The organism is Streptomyces sp. NPDC056480 (assembly GCF_042795405.1).
In the GTDB taxonomy this organism is placed as follows: Bacteria; Actinomycetota; Actinomycetes; order Streptomycetales; family Streptomycetaceae; genus Streptomyces.
This window is the reverse complement of sequence record NZ_JBHTSA010000029.1, coordinates 37,258-54,375: the sequence shown is the minus strand read 5'-3', so window position 1 is coordinate 54,375 and position 17,118 is coordinate 37,258. Positions and strand designations below refer to the sequence as shown.

At 71.9% G+C, this 17,118-nt stretch carries 14 protein-coding genes; 5 read left to right on the top strand and 9 right to left on the bottom strand.

Going from position 1 to position 17,118, the window contains the following annotated elements; translation table 11 throughout:
• Positions 1-99 precede the first annotated feature (99 nt).
• Positions 100-534 carry an SSI family serine proteinase inhibitor gene (locus ACFQ79_RS15765; protein ID WP_383583430.1) on the top strand — a complete coding sequence of 145 codons (435 nt, stop codon included), beginning with the start codon at positions 100-102 and terminating at the stop codon, positions 532-534.
• A gap of 314 nt (positions 535-848) precedes the next feature.
• Here the strand turns inward: ACFQ79_RS15765 and ACFQ79_RS15760 are convergent, their stop codons facing one another.
• From ACFQ79_RS15760 to ACFQ79_RS15750, 3 genes are all read right to left on the bottom strand, one after another.
• Positions 849-1,502: a GNAT family N-acetyltransferase gene (locus tag ACFQ79_RS15760; protein ID WP_383583428.1), complete on the bottom strand. Its 654-nt coding sequence runs from the start codon at positions 1,500-1,502 to the stop codon at positions 849-851.
• Positions 1,503-1,841: 339 nt separating this feature from the next.
• The gene (locus ACFQ79_RS15755; protein WP_383583480.1) at positions 1,842-3,167 is read right to left on the bottom strand and encodes a cation:dicarboxylate symporter family transporter; all 1,326 of its coding nucleotides are present in this window, start codon (positions 3,165-3,167) and stop codon (positions 1,842-1,844) included.
• Between the two features lie 251 nt (positions 3,168-3,418).
• Positions 3,419-4,144, bottom strand: coding sequence for an SDR family NAD(P)-dependent oxidoreductase (locus ACFQ79_RS15750; RefSeq protein ID WP_383583426.1), 726 nt, complete (start codon positions 4,142-4,144; stop codon positions 3,419-3,421).
• A gap of 104 nt (positions 4,145-4,248) precedes the next feature.
• Here ACFQ79_RS15750 and ACFQ79_RS15745 point away from each other — a divergent pair, with 104 nt between their 5' ends.
• Entirely contained in the window at positions 4,249-5,088 is an 840-nt protein-coding gene (locus tag ACFQ79_RS15745) for a LysR family transcriptional regulator (RefSeq protein WP_383583424.1), read from the top strand.
• Positions 5,089-5,134: 46 nt separating this feature from the next.
• On the opposite strand, the gene ACFQ79_RS15740 is transcribed toward ACFQ79_RS15745, so the two are convergent.
• From ACFQ79_RS15740 to ACFQ79_RS15720, 5 genes are all read right to left on the bottom strand, one after another.
• On the bottom strand, positions 5,135-6,298 hold the full coding sequence (locus tag ACFQ79_RS15740; RefSeq protein ID WP_383583422.1) for an oxygenase MpaB family protein: 1,164 nt from the start codon (positions 6,296-6,298) through the stop codon (positions 5,135-5,137).
• Between the two features lie 109 nt (positions 6,299-6,407).
• Positions 6,408-7,460 (bottom strand): polyprenyl synthetase family protein, encoded by a 1,053-nt coding sequence (locus ACFQ79_RS15735; RefSeq protein WP_383583420.1) that lies wholly within the window; start codon positions 7,458-7,460, stop codon positions 6,408-6,410.
• On the bottom strand, positions 7,453-7,731 hold the full coding sequence (locus ACFQ79_RS15730) for a polyprenyl synthetase (protein WP_383583417.1): 279 nt from the start codon (positions 7,729-7,731) through the stop codon (positions 7,453-7,455). Before ACFQ79_RS15730 ends, ACFQ79_RS15735 begins: the two co-directional genes overlap by 8 nt.
• Positions 7,732-7,841: 110 nt before the next feature.
• Positions 7,842-9,905: a PE-PGRS family protein gene (locus ACFQ79_RS15725; RefSeq protein ID WP_383583415.1), complete on the bottom strand. Its 2,064-nt coding sequence runs from the start codon at positions 9,903-9,905 to the stop codon at positions 7,842-7,844.
• A gap of 103 nt (positions 9,906-10,008) precedes the next feature.
• Positions 10,009-12,864 (bottom strand): alpha/beta hydrolase family protein, encoded by a 2,856-nt coding sequence (locus ACFQ79_RS15720; RefSeq protein WP_383583414.1) that lies wholly within the window; start codon positions 12,862-12,864, stop codon positions 10,009-10,011.
• A gap of 480 nt (positions 12,865-13,344) precedes the next feature.
• On the opposite strand from ACFQ79_RS15720, the gene ACFQ79_RS15715 reads away from it, so the two are divergent.
• The 3 genes from ACFQ79_RS15715 (at position 13,345) to ACFQ79_RS15705 (ending at position 15,948) form a co-directional block, all read left to right on the top strand.
• The gene (locus ACFQ79_RS15715; RefSeq protein ID WP_383583412.1) at positions 13,345-14,397 is read left to right on the top strand and encodes a metallophosphoesterase family protein; all 1,053 of its coding nucleotides are present in this window, start codon (positions 13,345-13,347) and stop codon (positions 14,395-14,397) included.
• A gap of 51 nt (positions 14,398-14,448) precedes the next feature.
• Positions 14,449-15,171 (top strand): hypothetical protein, encoded by a 723-nt coding sequence (locus tag ACFQ79_RS15710; RefSeq protein ID WP_383583410.1) that lies wholly within the window; start codon positions 14,449-14,451, stop codon positions 15,169-15,171.
• 123 nt (positions 15,172-15,294) lie between these two features.
• Complete coding sequence (locus ACFQ79_RS15705; protein WP_383583408.1) at positions 15,295-15,948, top strand: class I SAM-dependent DNA methyltransferase; 654 nt, start codon at positions 15,295-15,297, stop codon at positions 15,946-15,948.
• Positions 15,949-16,014: 66 nt separating this feature from the next.
• On the opposite strand, the gene ACFQ79_RS15700 is transcribed toward ACFQ79_RS15705, so the two are convergent.
• Complete coding sequence (locus ACFQ79_RS15700) at positions 16,015-17,076, bottom strand: oxygenase MpaB family protein (RefSeq protein WP_383583406.1); 1,062 nt, start codon at positions 17,074-17,076, stop codon at positions 16,015-16,017.
• Positions 17,077-17,118 lie beyond the last annotated feature (42 nt).

Below are 17,118 nucleotides of genomic sequence, written 5' to 3'. Positions count from 1 at the left end.
AAGTACTTCCGCACAGCACCCGCCCACGACCACCCCTGGTCGGCGCTGTTCCCGGCCGTCGTCCCGGGCAGTGCAGACCCTCATGCCCCGGAGTCGTCCATGCCGCGTTTCACAGGCCTTGCGCTCGCCCTGGCCCTGGCCGCCCTCTCCACCTGTTCCACCGTCTCGGTCGCCTCCGCCGCCGCAGGTGCACCGGCCCCTCCGGACCAGCTCACCCTGACGGTGACCGACAGCGGCGACCGGTCCGCCGACGGCACGTACGAGCTCGTCTGCCACCCGGCGGACGGCACTCACCCCACACCGCAGAAGGCCTGCGACAGGCTCGACGAACTGACCACATGGGGCACCGACCCCTTCGCGCCGGTGCCGCCGGACTCCCTCTGCACGATGCAGTACGGAGGCCCGGCCACGGCCCACGTCACGGGCACCTGGGCGGGCCGACCGGTGGACGCGACCTTCAAGCGGAGCGACGGCTGCGAGATGGCCCGCTGGGACAACTTCACGCCCGTGCTCCCCACGACGACGGGCGCCTGACCAGGCTGACGGTGACGAGCCCGGCTGTGTCGAGTCACCCGCCCAACGTCCGAGCGAGTCGACACGGGCCATCGCCCTCCGGCCAGGACCGTGATTCCGGAGACGGTGCACCATCGCCGTTGCAGCCGTGGTCGGCCCATTCGGTGAGGAGCTCGGCCAAGCTCGCAAGCAGCGTCGTCTCCGGCCACGGCGCGCGTTCTTCGAGGCCTGTCCAGCGCTGGAACGAACGGGGACGTGTCCAGCCGATCACTCCCGCACCCGTCCTGGAGGGGCCGGACGCACACCAGGCGTGTGCGGTGGATGCGGCACATGGCTCACCCGCGTGCGCCGTCGAACGGGTCCTCCTTCAACCGGACGCTCAGCTGACTGCCCAGCTCCCGGAACCCGAGCGAGTGGGCGACCCGCCGTGAGGCCGGCGGGCGGGCGCGCCACTGGGGGAGGAGGCCCGCCGCCAGCGCGTGCGCCACGGCGGCGGAGCTCGTCTGGCGGGCGAGTCGGCGGCCCCGCCACCGCGGATGCGTCAGCACACAGACGTGCGCGGTCTCGGCGGGCCAGGCGCGGTAGCCCGCCGCGGCCACCACGTCCGCTCCCGCGCGTACGACGAACGCGGGAGAGGTGATCTCCTCCATACCGCTCTCGGCCACGTCCTCCGGGGCGGCCGACCGCAACAGCCCCTGAAAGTCGGGATGGCCGGAGGTCAGGTGCTCGACAGCGCCCTGCGGGCGCGCGGGCCGGAAGTCGGCGCTGGAGAGGTACGCCAAGCTCGCCGGACCCAGCACGTCCGACACCGGCAGTACGGCCCGAACCGTCTCCGGTCGCGTGAGCGAGTCGACCGGTACCGAGGCCAGCGCACGGCGCAGTACCAGCGCGGCGCTCTCCGTGGGCGCGGTGACTATCGCCGCGTCGCCCAGGACCACGATTCCGGCCCAGGAGGGGGGACACAGGGCGGAGGCCGGTGAAACCACCACAACGGGACCGGCAGGTCCGGCTGGTCCGGCTGGTCGGGCTGGTCCGGCGGAGGACGCGGAGGACGCGGAGGACGCGGACGACGCGGAGGACGCGAACGACACCGGGGCGTCGGCCAGCGTCTCCCACAGCCTGCGGGCGCGGAACAGCAGTGGATTGCCAGTCGTGGCATCCGTATCGGCACCGGACATGTCAGCAGCCATGCCGTGATCCTTTCACCAGCGGGGCGACGGGCAGTGCTCCTGCGGAGGAGCGCTTCGGCCGGGGGGCCCGGCTCGCACCGGCCGGACCCGACCCCCGGCCCCCCACCCCGCAACCGTCGCCTCAGCCGGACAACTCGCCTACCCCTTCAGGGCTTTCGCCTCCGACGCCTCCTCCGTCCGCTCCGGCCTCTCGGACGTCCCCTCCGGTACGAACTCGATCTCGCCGTTCAGCACCTTCTGGGCCGTCACCCGGTCGAGCGCGCCCTCCCATCGCGAGACCACGAACACCGCCACGCAGTTGCCGAGCAGATTCGTCGCGACGCGCATCGCGTCCATGATCCGGTCGACGCCGAGGAGCAGGGCCACGGCACCGGCCGGGATGACTCCGAGGGCGGAGGCCGTCGCGGAGAGCGCGAGGAACGCCGAGCCGGGGACACCGGCCATGCCCTTGCTGGTCAGCATCAGGACCAGGACCACCGTGATCTGCTGGCCCAGCGTCAGGTCGACGCCCACCGCCTGGGCGATGAAGAGCGTTCCGACGGACAGGTAGATCGAAGCCCCGTCCAGGTTGAACGAGTAGCCCGTGGGCAGGACGAGCCCGACCGCGTCGTCCCGGCAGCCGGCGGCGCGGAGCTTCTGCATCATGCGGGGCATGACGGTCTCGCTGGAGGCCGTCCCGAGGGCGAGCAGCATCTCCTCGCGGGTGTAGCGGACGAACTTCCAGAGGCTCAGCCCGGTGAGCGCCTTGAGCGCGAGTGCCAGGGCGAGCAGGAAGAGCAGGGCCACGCCGTAACAGACGGCGATGAGCTTCCCGTACGTGGAGAGCGCGCCGAGCCCGTACTCGCCGACCAGGTGCGCCGTCGCACCGAAGACCGCGAGCGGGGCGAGCTTCATGATGAAACCGACGATGGCGAACACGACTTCCTGCGCCTGCTCGATGGCGGGCAGGATGGCCGGCACCTTGGTGTGGCCGAGGTGCAGCAGGGCCGCGCCGACCAGGCAGGACAGGACGAGGACCTGGAGCAGCGCGTTCTCGGCGAAGGCTCCGACGGCGCTGTCGGGCAGCGAGTGCAGGATGAACTCGGACGTCGACGGCAACTCGCCGCCACCGGTCTTCTCGTCGACGGCGGAGGCGTCGAGCTTCGACGGGTCGACGTTCATCCCGACCCCGGGGCCGGCGAGGTTTCCGGCCAGGAGTCCGAAGACGAGGGCGACCGTGGTGGCCACCTCGAACCAGATCAGGGCCTTGACGCCGATGCGGCCGAAGGCCTTGAGGTCACCCGCCTTCGTGATGCCGGCGACGACCACGCAGAAGACGAGCGGGGCGATCATCGCCTTGATGAGGCGGACGAAGCCGTCGCCGAGCGGCTGGGCGGCCGCTGCGGCCTCGGGCCACAGCCGCCCGACGAGGACTCCGAGCAGGAGCGCGCAGGCGACCTGCGCGAAGAGCGAGGTGCGCAGCAGACGGGCTGCGCGGCGCGCGAGGGACGGCGCGGGTGGTGCAGGTGGGGCGGCGTGCGGCACGGGCACTCCTCCGTAGCGGACTTCTGTCATGCGGAAACCAACTTCCGCTGTGCGCGCCACTATTGCGGAGCTGTGCATTCCGCAGAAGACCTCATGCAACATCCACGTAAATCTTGGATCATGCTCCAAACTCGAGGGTCCGGGGGAGGGCGACGCCCTGACGCGGAACGCCCCGGAACGTCTCGAGCCTGCTACCAGGGCACCGCTCCACCGTCGTCGAAGAACCCGCCGGTCGGTCCGTCGTCGGGCAGGGTCGCGAGGCGAATCGCGATCGCCGCGCCCTGCTGGGGAGTGCGGACGCCCTGGAAGCCGTTGAGGTCGGTCGCGGTGAAGCCGGGACAGCCGGAGTTGACCAGGACGTCGGTGCCGCTCAGTTCCTTGGCGTACTGGACGGTGACGGCGTTGAGGAAGGTCTTGGACGCCAGGTACGCAGCGGGAACCGGACCCATGTCGATGCCGGGCGTGGTCTGCAGGGCGAGCGAGCCGACGCTGCTGGACATGTTCACGATCCGCGGCGATGCCGAGCGGCGCAGCATGGGCAGCATCGCGTTGGTGACGCGGATGACCCCGATCACGTTGGTCTCCACGACGACTCGTACGGTCGCGGGATCGACCGTGGTGGGCGTCTGCGGCATGCCGCCGGTGATCGCGGCGTTGTTGACCAGGACGTCGAGTCCTCCGGCGCGGCAGGCGATCAGCTCCGCCGCGGCGGCCACGCTCGCGTCGTCCGCGACGTCGAGCGGCACGCCGAACGCGTCCGTCCCGGCTGCGCGCAGCTTCTCCACCGCGTCGTCGCGGCGCTGTGGATCCCGCGCGCCCACACCGATTCGCCAGCCGAGGGAGCCGAGGCCCGCCGCGATCTCGTATCCGATTCCCTTGTTCGCACCGGTCACCAGCGCGATCGTCTGTTCCGTCATGTCATCCAGCGTGGTCGGACTCCGGTAGGACGTCCAAGACCGACTGGGTGGGCAGTGATACCGCACGGATATCGGTCGTGGTGAGCGCCGGATAGCATGACGCGGTGGAGACGCGAGAGCTGCGGTACTTCGTCGCCGTCGCGGAGGAGTTGCACTTCGGGCGGGCGGCGCAGCGGCTCGCCATGGCGCAACCACCGCTGTCGCGGGCGATCCAGCAGCTCGAGCGGCGGCTCGGGGTGGTTCTGCTGCACCGCGCCGCGCGCGCCATCGCCTTGACCGAGGCCGGTTCGGTGCTTCTGCGGGAGGCCCGGACCGCGCTCGACGCGGTCGAAGCCGCCGAGCGCCGCACCCGCCGCGCGGCTGCCGAACAGCCCGGTGTGGTGCTGGCCACGAAAGCCGGAGCGTCCAGCGAACTGTTGGCGAAGCTGCTGGACGCCTACGCCGCCGAGCCCGGCGCGGTCGCCGTCGAGGTGATGCTGTGCGGGCCCGGCGAGCAGGAAGGGCTGGTGCGCGACGGGCGCGCCGACGTTGCTCTGCTCCAGCGGCCCTTCGATACGACGGCCGGACTCGACACCGAGGACCTGCACACCGAACGACAGGTCGTGGTCCTGCCCGCGGGGCACCCCTTGGCCGAACGACCCCAGATGTCGATGGCCGAGGTCACCACCCTGGCGGACCTGCCCCTGCCACGCTGGCCCCGACGGGGCGGGGGCTACCCGGACGGACCCGGCCCGCAGGTGCGCGACCACACCCAGCTGTTCCAGCTGATCGCGCTCGGGCGGGCCTGCGCGGTCGTGCCCGAGTCCCTCCGAGCCCACCTGCGCGACCATCATGCGACCGTGCCGGTGCCGGACGCGCCGGCTGTCACGACCGTCATCGCCTGGCCACCCCACAGCAGGTCCAAAGCCGTCGCCGACCTCGTCCGCACCGCGACACGCCTCTAGAGGACGGCAGGAACGGGTGGCCGGAGGGATGCCCGGGGCGGTCGGCTCACGGAGCGGGCGTGGCTGCCGGCGGCGTCCAGCGGCGGGTGCGGGACGGGGCGTCGGGGACCCCGTACTCCTTCCTGAGGTGTTCGGGGACGGCGTAGTGCATGACCCGCCCCCTGGTGAGTGAGGACAGCTCGAAGACCGTCGTGAGGTGCCCGAGCCGGTCGAGGGCCCAGGCGCCGAGCGGTGAGCGGTCCTCGATGGTCTCCAGTACGCCCAGCAGATGGGGTACGGCCTTGACGACGGTGTCCCAGGGCGTGCTGGGAACCTCCAGCCAGTCGGCGCTCGTGTCGCCGATGAGGTACCGGACGAGCGCGGCAACGACCGGGTCCAGCAGCGTCCCGGGCACGATGTCCTCGTAGAGCTCGATGAGCTGCCGGGTCAGATGGGCGCCCTCCGGGGACGGCCCCATGTACCGGATCATGTACTGATCGAGGAACCGGCGCGCCTCGTCGAGGGACTTGGGGACGGCGTCCTGGTCGACCCCGAGCATCGCGCCGACCACACGCCAGGCGTAGGAGTACGCCTCCGCTCCCTCCTGCGACATGTGGATGCCGAGGCGGTGCAGGCTGTCGAGGACGAGCAGCGAGAAGAACATCTGCCCGCCGATCATGTCCTCCTGGCAGATCGGCACCCCCGACGTCCCGGCGTCCCAGCGGTCCTCACGCGTGAGGTGGTGCCGGATGGAGGCGTGGAGCAGCCGGACCTTCTGCGCGGCGGGGATGAAACGGCTGCCCGCCTCGAAGGCGTCGGGCCGCATCAGGTAGACGGTGAACTGGCCGGTCGCCGCCATCCGCGTCGAGGGGTAGTTCAGACCATGGGTCGCCGACAGCAGCTTCGCCACGTGGGGGACGAGATAGCAGGCGGGCATGGAGGCGAAGGACAGGGCGGTGGCGATGTGCACGTTGTTGTCGATGAAGAACAGCCGGGCCCGCTCCATCTCGTCCCAGTCCACCCAGGCCGGCGGGGCGCTCGTGGCCTCCAGGTACTCCCTGGCGACATCGGGCAACCCGTCCGGAACCGGTGCGCCGGCCGTGGAGAAGAAGCGCATCAGGGTGTTGAAGGTGCCCATCTCGCCGCGCTCGAAGAGCGCGGCGACGGTGGCGTCGGCGAGCGCGTCGCCGCTCTGCCGGAGGGAGTTCATCGATGTCTCGGTGTGGAGCATGGGGAGACTCCTTTGTCGGGTGTCAGTGGGGGAGCGGACGTGAGGAGGTGGTGTTCAGGTCGGTCATGTCGGGCCAAGGCGGCCCGCGCGGGTCCCGCTCCTGGCCCGGTCAGGACACGCGGACCGCAGCCGAATGGGCCAAGCCGGTCAGAGCACGGGCCGCGGGCGCCGGTACGTCCAGCTCTTGGAGTGCGCCGAGCGCCTCCTCGACCCTGGCGGCGATCATGCTCTCGACCCGGTCGGGCGCCTTGAGCCGCCGCATCACCCGGCGTACGGCCTCCAGACCGTCCTCGTCGACGTCGTGCCGCCCCAGCAGGGCGCGCAGCTGCTCGCGTTCGCCGGCACCGGCGATGCGCCACGTCTCCGCGAGGAGCGCGGTGGGCCGATGGCCGCGTACGTCGTCGGCGTTGGCCTTGCCGGTGTGCCGCGTGTCGCCGAGCAGGCCGAGCAGATCGTCCCGGAGCTGGAAGGCCTCGCCCAGCGGCAGCCCGTAGGCGCTGTACCCCTCGCGCAGCCGGTCACCGGCCCCGGCCAGTGCACCGCCGATCAACAGCGGTTGCTCCACGGTGTACTTGGCGGTCTTGTAGCGGATCACCTTCAACGACGCCGTCGTGTCCGGGGCGACGCCCGTCTGGAGGATCTCCAGACACTCGCCGGCGATGAGATCGCGGGCCAGCGCCGCCCACAGCGGACGGGCCCGCCCGAGGTAGGCGGCGGGCAGACCGCTGGTGGCGAACAGCTGCCCGGCGAGCGACATGAGCAGATCCCCGACGAGCATCGCGAGGGACCGGGCGGCATCCGCGGCCCGTGGATGGTGCCGTACGACGTCCCCGAAGGCCAGGTGGGCGGTGGGTCGTCCATGCCGCAGGGGGCTGTCGTCGATGAGGTCGTCGTGCACGACGGCGGCCGCGTGCACCAGCTCCATGGAGGCCGCCGCCCGCACCAACGCGTCGCTGTCGGGCTGCCGGGCCGCCCTCCAGCCCCAGTAGCAGAACGCCGCCCGTAACCTCTTCCCGACCGCGACCGCCGCCTCAAGCCGCTCGGCCACCGGACCGAGCACCGGGTCGACCGCGGCAAGGAGGTCGGCCTCGTCGGCGACGAACCGGTGCAGGACCTCGTCGACACGCGCCTTGAACGCGGCCGACTCCCACTCCTCAGCCACTCTCGCCCACCCGCCGGGCCAGGGCCTGCCGGGCGAGGATCTCCAGATGTGCCGGGGGCGCGGCCGCGTAGCGATCCAGCACGAGGCGCCCACGCGCGGTCAGGTCCCGCTCGGCGTCCGAGACCAGCTCGGCCGCGTCCGAGCGCCGAGCCAGTCCCCGTACGACTCCCAGTGCGGACCCCAGCGTGCTGACGGCCACATCGGCCAGCCCGGCGGCCAGGAGCACCGCCTGCTCACCGGGACCCCCGCGGCGCCTCTCTTCCTGCGTCATGAACGTCTTCCCCTCCACTGCGCACCGGTACGGCGACGCCGGTCACGCGCCGCGCATGCCAGCGTCGCGGGGTGGTGGGCACGAACGAGCGGAAACTCACGAACGAGTGATCACTCCGATGGAGCGTACGGATCATGGACGAGGGACACGGAGGCCACGGAGTCGCCATCGGCGGGTGTCTCGGCCCGAGCCCGCCGCATCAGCTGAATCAGCCGCGCGATGACGGGCTCGGGCAGTCCCGGGTTCCGGGCGGCCGCGTAGGCGGTGTCCTTGTCGCGCAGCAACCGGACCAGGGCCCGCGCCGGCAGTCGTGGGTGCCTGGCCGCGGCCCACCGCACCCGCTCGTCCGGGTCGTCCAGCAGCCGCACCGCCGAAGCGGGCGACAGCCGGGCGTCTTCGGCGGCCCGCAACCGGACCTCCTCGTTGCCGTCCCGGCTGAGCCGCTCGACGAGCTCGTCGGTCGACTCCGGGTCGTCCAGGGCGAGTTGCCGCATCCGCGGGTTCGGGTCGTCGGCGTGACGGACCAGGTCACGGCGGGGAAAGCGGGGATGGCTGCGGGGCCGGCCGGGTGCGCTGAGACTGCCGTTCCACCACTGCCACACCCGCAGCAGCATCTCGGCGGGCGCGTCGTCGCACGACTCGGCGAGGAAGAGCTGCACGACACGGTCCTCGTCGTGCGCGAGCGCCTCGACGACGTCGGGCGGGAGGCGCCTGGCCCGTGCGACGCTTCTGCGGACGAGGGGGTGCGAGGAGGCGGCGAGGCGCCGCATGGCGTCGGGATCGTCGTGCAGCGCCCTGACCCAGTCGAGTGCGCAGGACCGCGTGCTCGGATCGAAGTCGACGGCGACGGCCGCCCGTTGTTCCTCGGTGAGGTCGGGACGCGTGGAGACCGCGAACCGGACGTCCTCGTCGGGGTCCCGGGCGAGAACGGCGACCAGGTCACCGTCCAGCCACGGGTTGCCCGCGAGATCACCGCGTCGGCCGGGATCGCAGTGGTGGGCCAGATGCTCGGCGAGATCGCGTTCGAGCCGGCAGGTCCTCGCCGCGTCGCTCGTCCCCAGTCCCTCGGAGTCGTAGGCGGACCGGGACAGCGGGTGCTCCCGGTGGTGCCGGAGGCGCGCCGCCACGCGGACCTCGTCGTCGGGGTCGTCGAGAAGGGTGAGCCGGATCGCGGTGTCCAGCTGCGACCAGGCCGTCGCACGGCATGCCGAGGCGCGCACGGAGGGATCGACGTCGCGGGCCAGCACCGCGAGCAGGTTCGAGGGCAGACCGGCCAGCCGGGCTGCCTCATGGCGCGTCTTCGGGGACGGGTCCGCGGCGAGCCGCGCGTACGCGGTGCCGGTGAGCTCGACGCGCCGGTCAGCCGCGTACACCGTGAGGATCCACCGCCTCCGGGGGTCCTGCTCGCCCAGGATCAGGCGTTCCCACTGCTCCGCCGTGATGTTCGGCTGGACCTCGGCGAGCAACCCGCGCACCTGCCACTCCGGATGCGCCATCGCGGCCTCGACGACCGCTGTCGGGAGGGGACGCCACAGAAGGTGGTGGGTCAGGCCCAGGAGTCCGGCACGGAGGTCCTCGGAGGTGGCAGGGTTGAGCGCCAGCCCGTGCGCCCACTCGTCACGCACCAGCCGCAAGGGCATCGGCCATCGGAAGAACCGTTCCCACGCGGCGGCCCGTTCCTCGGCGGTCTCGTCGCCCGCGGCGCGTGCCTCCGCTTCCTGCCGTTCCTTGAGCCGGTCCAGTGCGACGAGCCAGACGTCGTACTCCTCGCTCGTAGCCCCGAGCAGAGCGTCGCCGTCCGTGGAGAGCGTGACGAACTCGGGCCGGCCGGGCCGCTCACCGAGGACTCCGGCGAGGTCCCACCGCTCGGTGAGCCGCACCCGCGTCCAGCGCTGGGACGCGCCGCCCGTCACGATGCCGGCGACGTGGATGAGGAAGGAGCCGTCCGCACCCATGATCCCGAGCTCGACCGCCAGTCGGTACCACTGCCTGTTGAGCTCGGCGACCAGGTCCGGCGCGTCCATCCGTACGGCCACGGTCGGTGTGGTGTTGGCCGAGACGACCGGCCGCCAAGCGGCCCAGGGCCTCGCGACCTCCTCGACCCGAGGTCCCTCCACGACGTCAAGACCGGCCTGCCGCAGCCGTTCCACGACCTTCTCCCGCCCACCTGTCATGGTCGTCCATCCTGCCCGATCCGACACGAAGGGCGGACACCGCCCCGTCGGGGAATCGGTGTCCGCCCCAGTCGTGAGACGTCACGTCATGTCAACGCGCACCCTACGACGCGTCCCGCACCGTCCCCACGAACTCGGGCCCCGGTACGGGCTCCCAGGTGGCGTCGTACGTGATCAGCTGAGCCCGCAGCGACTCCTCCGGCTCGTTCACGTCGTCCTTGACCGTGGGCACGCTCACCTCCGCGGTCGTCGCCCCGGCCGGGACCGAGACGGGCAGGTTCAGACCGCCGAACGGGATCTGGGAGAGGGGCGTGGGCGTGGCCGGGACCTCCCCGAGCTGCTCCTTCAGCCACGCCGGGTCGACGTCCGCCGTGGTCAGCTCCGTACCGCCGGCCGGCGGCAGGAAGGCGACGTGGCCGCCGATCTCGGCGTCGGCCGGCTCGGACAGCGTCACCCGCCAGGTCAGCGCGGCACCCTCGGTCACCGCGTCGGCGACGGGCGTCACGGTCACCTCGGGCATCGGGTCGTCGTTCCGCACGGTCACTCCGCCGCGGTGCGCGCCGATGGCCGTGCCGCGGACCGCCTTGACGAAGGCGTCGTGCGTGACGTCGTAGCCGAAGCGGTCGTTGCCCCGTACCTCGACCGGTACGTCGATGTCTTGGCGTCCCGGCCGGACCGTCACCGTGCGGGAGGTGAGTTCGCCCGTGGCCGCATCGGGGACGAACAGCCGCACCTGGCCGCTGCCCTGGCCGGACACCCGTACCGGCACCCGGTAGGTCCGGACGCCGGAGTCGCCTTCCGCGACCGTCAGGCGTCCGACGTCGACACGCGCCAGCGCGGCCGGACGTACGGCCGGGGTGCCGGGGCGCCAGCCCCATGCGTCCATCAGCCACGCACGACCGGCAGTCGTGCGGGGAGTCAGCTCAAGTGCCGTGATCCGCCTCAGATCCAGGCCGGACCGGACGGCGGCGGACAGCGGTACGCGTACCTCGCGGGCCCAGTAGGAGGTGGTCCGCTCGCTGCCCGGGAGCCCTTCGACACGGGTACGGCCCAGGTGCGCGCGGCGCCCCGAGGCGTCGGTCACGGCGACGTCCAGCTCGGTGCCCGCGCTGTTCGGCGGGACGATGACCCGAAGGGCGAGAGAGCTGGAACCGACCAGGGAGACCGGTCGCGCCGAGCGCACCGCGACCGGGGTTCCGGGCCGCGACCACTCCATGGCGACGGCGTCACGGCCCGGTTCGGGCGAGGCCTCCCAGTACGCGAAGTGCGGTGACGCACCGCCCGCTTCGGGAGAAAGGCACGCACGGCCGGGGTCGGGGTCGATCTGGGCGCAGAGCCTGCCGCCGCCCGACACGGTGAGCGCGGAGGAGCCGGGCACGAAGGCCGGCGTACGGTTCGCGCCGACGGCGTGGCTGAGGGCGCGGACCGGGCCGGCCGAGGGCGCGCGGCGGCCGGTGCCGTCGAGGAGCGGGCGGACCCGGTCGTCACCGGCGACGAACAGCCGGGCGGCCGCGGCGATGTAGGTCGCGCCGGCGGCCTGCTGCTGTGTGGCGGTGAGACGGGTCCTCGTGCCGGGGGAGCAGACCGGGTCGGGCTGCTCGTCGGACCAGAAGTCGTCGAAGGCCGGCGCCTGCGCCTGGCCCGGGGTCCACTCGCTGTTGAAGAAGTTGTGGTTGGCGCCGACCATGTAGACCGCGCTGTGCAGAGCGGCGCCACGGCTGACACCGCGTGTGCCGTCGACGAAGTTCTGGCCCTGGAGGTCGGACACGTCGCCGTCGCAGCCCGGCAGGATGGTCATGGAGGGCACGTCGGGTGCGGGATTGTTGCCGAAGATCGTGGGTCCGATCGGCACGGTGCCGAGGATCTTCCACCGGACGGGGCCCCGGTAGCCGTCCTGGTCGGCGGGCGGCGGGGCGAGGGTGTCGAGAGCGGCCCGGTTGACGCCCTCGCCGCCACGGGAGTGGCCGACGAGCAGGACCCGCGACAGGTCCGCGGCGGAGGACCGGCGTACGGCTGCCGGGGCGGCTGCCCGGTTGGCGGACCATTCGGCCCAGCGCGCCAGGTGCTGCCGGATGAGGGAGGAGCGGGCCTGGGCGCCGCCGTCCTCGGCACGGAAGTCCTGGCCGTTGATGCCGTTGGCGGATATGGACACGGTGACGTAGCCCTGGGAGGCCAGGAGCCGCTGGGACCGCAGATACCCCTGGTGGCTCGGTATCGGCTTCGAGCCGGCCGCGCAGGGCCAGTCACCGGTGACGTCCTCGGTGCCGGGGGTGTAGCAGGTGCCGTGGCGGCCGTGCAGGAAGAGGGCCACGGGCCGCTTGCCTGGGGCACCGGCCGGTCCGACGACCGTGGCGCGCATCTCGACGGGCTCGGGGAACCCGGGCAGCCGCACGGACTTCAGGTCGTACTCGCCGCTGACCGGGCGGTAGCGACCCGGCACTCCGGGGTCCACACCGTTGACGGGAAGCGGGGCGCCCGGCAGTGACGTCGGGGCGGAGGGGCTGGAAGGGTCGGCCGGGGTGAGGCGCGCGGAGCGGGCGGGAGCGGCCGCGTCGAGCCGCCGTCCACCGGCCGTGACCCGCAGCAGGGTCCCCTCGGTGAGCTGCACGTCCTGGAGGGGCAACCGGAACGACCGGCCGTCCCGCGCGGGCACCGGGTGACCGAGAAGGCGGTCTCCCGCGTGGAACGCGACACGGGAGTCGCCCATGGGGACGGGCTCGGGCGACGTCCACACCAGCTGCCGTTGCGCCCCGGTGCCGGAGACCTGCCAGCCCTCGGGAAGTTCGAGACCGCCGAGCCGGCTGCTGGGGGCGGCCGCCGAAGGCGCACCGGAGGAGGGTGCTCCGGCGGACGGTGCTCCGGGTGAGGGTGGCGACTGTGCGAACGCCGCCCCGGGTGACACCGAGGCCAGTGCGAGTAACGCCGCGGCGGTGGCCACGCCGCGTGTAGCACGTATCAAAACGGACTTCCTCACGATCGGTCCTGTGGGGAACGGGGGAGGCCTGCGCAGCGCGTCGGGGACGCGGATCCTGCGGACGTGCCCGCATGCGTGCGACCTCCCCGCCCCCTCTCTCGCCTTCGGAGGATGGCAACGGGGGCGTGTGGGTTGCCTGGTGGCGTGAACCGGGCGTCAGGAGGCGCGTTCTCGCCCCGGGGGCGGGGATCGTCCGGCCCGGAGAACCCCCGTCTCGGTAACCCCCGGCCCGTAGAACCCCCGTCCCGGGGAACCTCCGACCCGGAGAACTCCCGTCCCGTAGGAATCCATTCACACGGCAGACATCCGGAGGCCGGTCAACGGGCCGACAAGATTGCGTATTCATAACGGGTCTGGTTCGAAGAGCGGTGCCCGGGGAGCGAGGACGCGAAGTACGGGCGGACGGGCGCGCGTCGGAAGGCGTGCTCGCACCGGTGGGCACCGCGCGTCCGAGAGGAACTCTCCGTGGATCGCAGGTCTTTGCTCACCGTCGCGACAGGGGCGATGGGCGCGGTCGCCGCCGCCCAGATACCGGCGAGCGCGGCACGCCCGACGCATGCCGGTCCGGCGGCGCAGTCCGGTCCGGCGCACGCGGGCCCCGGTCGCCCGGTCGCCACCTTCAACGTCATCAGCGACATCCAGGGTGACCTCAGGGACCTCGGTGTCGCCCTGGAGGACATGAACCGGACGAACCGAGCGAGTTCGGGCCTCGCCGTGGCCGGCGACATCACCCCGCGCGGGTACGACGCCGAGTACGCGGCGGTCAGCTCCGAGGTCTCGCGCCACACCCACGCGCGTACGGTCGCCTGGGCCATCGGCAACCACGAGTTCTACGTCCCCAAGTGGCGCGATCCGTCGACCCTTGCGCAGGACACCTGGCCCAACGGCACCACCGAGGACTCGCTGTTCCGGAGCTTCTACGCCTTCGCAGGCCGCAACACGGTGTACGCGGAGCACTCGTTCGGCGGCATTCCGGTGCTGAGCCTCGGCACCGAGAAGTACATGCACTACCACGACCCGAAGCTGTGGGACGAGGTCTGGCTGAGCGAGGCGCAGCTCACCTGGCTGGAGGAGCGCCTCGCTCACTGGGCGCGCCGCCGCAAGCCGGTCATGGTCATCACCCATCACCCGCTCCCCAACACGGTCTCAGGCAGCCACAACCGCCTCTACTCGCGCGACTACCTCCAGGCGGACCGTCTCCTCGGCATCCTCGGCCGTCACAAGGACGTCTTCCTCTTCTGTGGACACACGCACTGGGACCTCGCGCTGTCGGACTGGTACGTCCGCAGGGTCGTCCCCGGCACGGCCAATCTCGACGGCTTCTCCGTGATCAACACGGGCGCGGTGCAGACGGGCTATACCGACGACGGCAAGGGCGGAGAGGTCACGGTCCCCGGCACGTTCAACCAGGGCCTCCAGGTCGAGGTGTTCCGTGACCGCGTGGTGGTGAAGGCCCGCGACTTCGCGGCCGGCGCCTGGCTGAAGCAGATCACGGTGCCGCTCTCGACCCGGATCTGACGACCGGGAAAACAGGTTGGTCGCTGAGCGGCACCGACGGATCATGAGCCCATGACCGATCAGCCGCCGCTCAGCACCCTGACGTTGCAGCACAGGATTCCGGGCAACTGGGCTGCGGACCCCTGGGCCGAGGTGCGGCCGCTCGTCGACGGAGCGGACATCCTCGGGGAGGTGCACCCGGCCGGACTGGCGCCCAGCTGCCGGCACTGGAGAGGTCCGGCCGAGAGCTGGCCCCTCGCGGTCTCCGACGAACCCCGCAGGGTCATGATCACCGAACCGGACTGCACCGCCGGGTGCTGCGGGGCGCTGTACGTCACGATGCGCCGCGAAGGCGATGTGGTGATCTGGGACTCCTGGGAGAACACGAGCGACAACACCCACCCCGTCCCCCCGGTCATGTGCTTCGACGCGGCCCGGTACGAGGCGGAACTCGTGCGGGCCGCGACCGACCGCAGCTGGGAAGGGCCCCTGGACACCGCGGCCCGACTCCTCGAACAGACCCTCACCGACAGCGGCTGGTTCGAACAGTGGGGCTGCTTCCTCACCGGCGTCTGGCCCCGCCGAGCGGAGCCAGACGTTCCCGAGGAGCTGACGAGCCCCGAGGGCGTCGACGTCGTGTTCCATCACGTCCATGAATCGGGCGGGCGAGGCACCTCGTACGGCTACGAGCTGTGCGTCACCCGCGATGAGCCGGTGGAGGAGCAGGTTCGGCGATTCGCGGCGCACGTTCTCGCGGACGACCCGCGCAACACGGCGGAGCCCCGAGAGTGCTGAGGAGGCACGACGGGGCAGCGCCAGGCACCACGAGGCCGACGCGGAGTCGACCACGGTCGCGACGAGCCGACGGCGGGCGGCCGGCAGTCGGCGCACGCCCCCGTCTCCGGCTACGGTCTCGGGATGACCGAACTCGACACTCTGGGCGCGACTCGCGACGCCTACGACGCCATCGCCACCGTGTACGCGCAGCAGTTCCAGGACTCCCTGCGGGACCGCCCCTTGGAGCGCGCGATGCTGGGCGCCTTCGCGGAACTGGTCCGGTCGGCCGGTGACGGCCGCGGCGAGGTCGCGGACCTCGGCTGCGGGCCGGGCTACGTGACCGCACACCTGCACGGACTGGGCCTGGAGGCGTTCGGGATCGACGCCTCGCCGGTGATGGTCGCGCTCGCTCACGAATCCCACCCCGGGCTGCGGTTCGAGGTCGGATCGATGGCCGGGCTGGACATCGAGGACGGCGCTCTGAGCGGCGTGCTCTCGCGGTGGTCCGTCATCCACACCCCGCCGCAGCACGTCCCTGCCATCGTGGCCGAGATCGCCCGGGTCCTGGAGTCCGGCGGGCACCTCCTGATCGACTTCCCCGCCACGGACGGCCCGCACCTGGAGACGCAGAGCTACGACCACGTCGTGGCGACGGCCTACCGCTGGGATCCCGACCGCCTTGCCGCGCTCCTGCGCGATCACGGATTGACCGAGGTGGGCCGCATGACAGTCGAGCCGCTGCCCACGGACCGACGGCAGTTCCAGGAGGTCCAGCTGCTCGCCCGCAAGGCGTGACACGACGAAGCACACGCTTCGCTGACGAGTGGCCTGAGGGCGACCCGCCTCGGTCCGCTCGCGGCCTCAGGCGAGCGGCCCCAAGGTGTCCTGCGACTCGATGAGCCCCTCCTCGCTCGGCGCCCGCCCGTCGTCCAGTACCCGTGCGATCTGTCGGGCCCGCAGATCGAGATGCGCCTCGGCGGGCTTGACGAAGCCGTGGCGGGCGCGGGCCTCGGCGGGGGTCAGGACCTCCTCGCGGAGGGGCGGAATCCCGAGCTTCATCGGGGCGACCACCGCGACCGTGGACGGGGACTGCCGCCCCAGCAGGAGCAGCTCGATTCTCGGGCTGAGGTGCGCGAGCGCGAACGAGGCCTTCATGACGGGCACGATGAGCACGTCGAGCGCGCGCGACTGCCGGATTCCGGCCAACTCGCGCATCCAGCGCGGCATGGTGGCGACGGTGGCGATCCGTAGAGCCTGCGCCACGACCAGACTGGCCGGCCTCGCCCAGAGGGGCGTGGGAGGCAGCACGAGATCGGCGCGGAGCAGATGGTTCATGGCCTGGCGGGCGATCGGGCTGGCGGACAGCTGCGGGCGCATCCGCTCGAAGTAGGCCCGCACGCCCTCACGGGTGCGCGGGACGTCGTCGGGGGAGCAGGTCTGCAGTTCAGCGGCGGTGGCGCACGCCTGCCAGTACTCCCGCTCCTCCTCGGCGGTCAGCCTGCCCGGACCGTACTTCTCGTACGCGTAGAGGATGGAATGCCAGCCGGTGAGCTGGATCCACAGCTGGGAGGCGGGGTCGTTGGCGTCGTAGGTCCCCTCGCTGTACGGCAGTCGTCCGACGGCCTTGGAGTGGACCTTGACCAGGACGTCCGCCGCCTTGCACACCTCGCGCGAGCCGGCGAAGGCCACCATCGCGAAGTACCGCAGGGTGCGGTCGTAGCGCGTGCGCGGACGTCGGTAGATGCCCTGAGTGCCGTGCACGGCGGCCACCAGGGGCGGGTCGAGCTCCTCGACCACCACGGAGCGCTGGAAGCCGACGGTCAGCGACGTCGGATAGCTCCAGACCTTCCACACCACCGACCCGGGGCCGAAGAAGCCGTAGTCCTCGTGGGGTTCGACCTCGCTCCGCTTCAGCAACGCCATCGTCCCGCTCCTCGCCTCGCGCCCGCTCACGCCATTACGACA

Excerpts from the sequence above, each read along its gene's own strand:
- ACFQ79_RS15765 (WP_383583430.1), top strand. The coding sequence starts at position 100 with ATGCCGCGTTTCACAGGCCTTGCGCTCGCCCTGGCCCTGGCCGCCCTC.
- ACFQ79_RS15750 (WP_383583426.1), bottom strand. The coding sequence starts at position 4,144 with ATGACGGAACAGACGATCGCGCTGGTGACCGGTGCGAACAAGGGAATC.
- ACFQ79_RS15740 (WP_383583422.1), bottom strand. The coding sequence starts at position 6,298 with ATGCTCCACACCGAGACATCGATGAACTCCCTCCGGCAGAGCGGCGAC.
- ACFQ79_RS15730 (WP_383583417.1), bottom strand. The coding sequence starts at position 7,731 with ATGACGCAGGAAGAGAGGCGCCGCGGGGGTCCCGGTGAGCAGGCGGTG.
- ACFQ79_RS15725 (WP_383583415.1), bottom strand. The coding sequence starts at position 9,905 with ATGACAGGTGGGCGGGAGAAGGTCGTGGAACGGCTGCGGCAGGCCGGT.
- ACFQ79_RS15710 (WP_383583410.1), top strand. The coding sequence starts at position 14,449 with ATGACCGATCAGCCGCCGCTCAGCACCCTGACGTTGCAGCACAGGATT.
- ACFQ79_RS15705 (WP_383583408.1), top strand. The coding sequence starts at position 15,295 with ATGACCGAACTCGACACTCTGGGCGCGACTCGCGACGCCTACGACGCC.
- ACFQ79_RS15700 (WP_383583406.1), bottom strand. The coding sequence starts at position 17,076 with ATGGCGTTGCTGAAGCGGAGCGAGGTCGAACCCCACGAGGACTACGGC.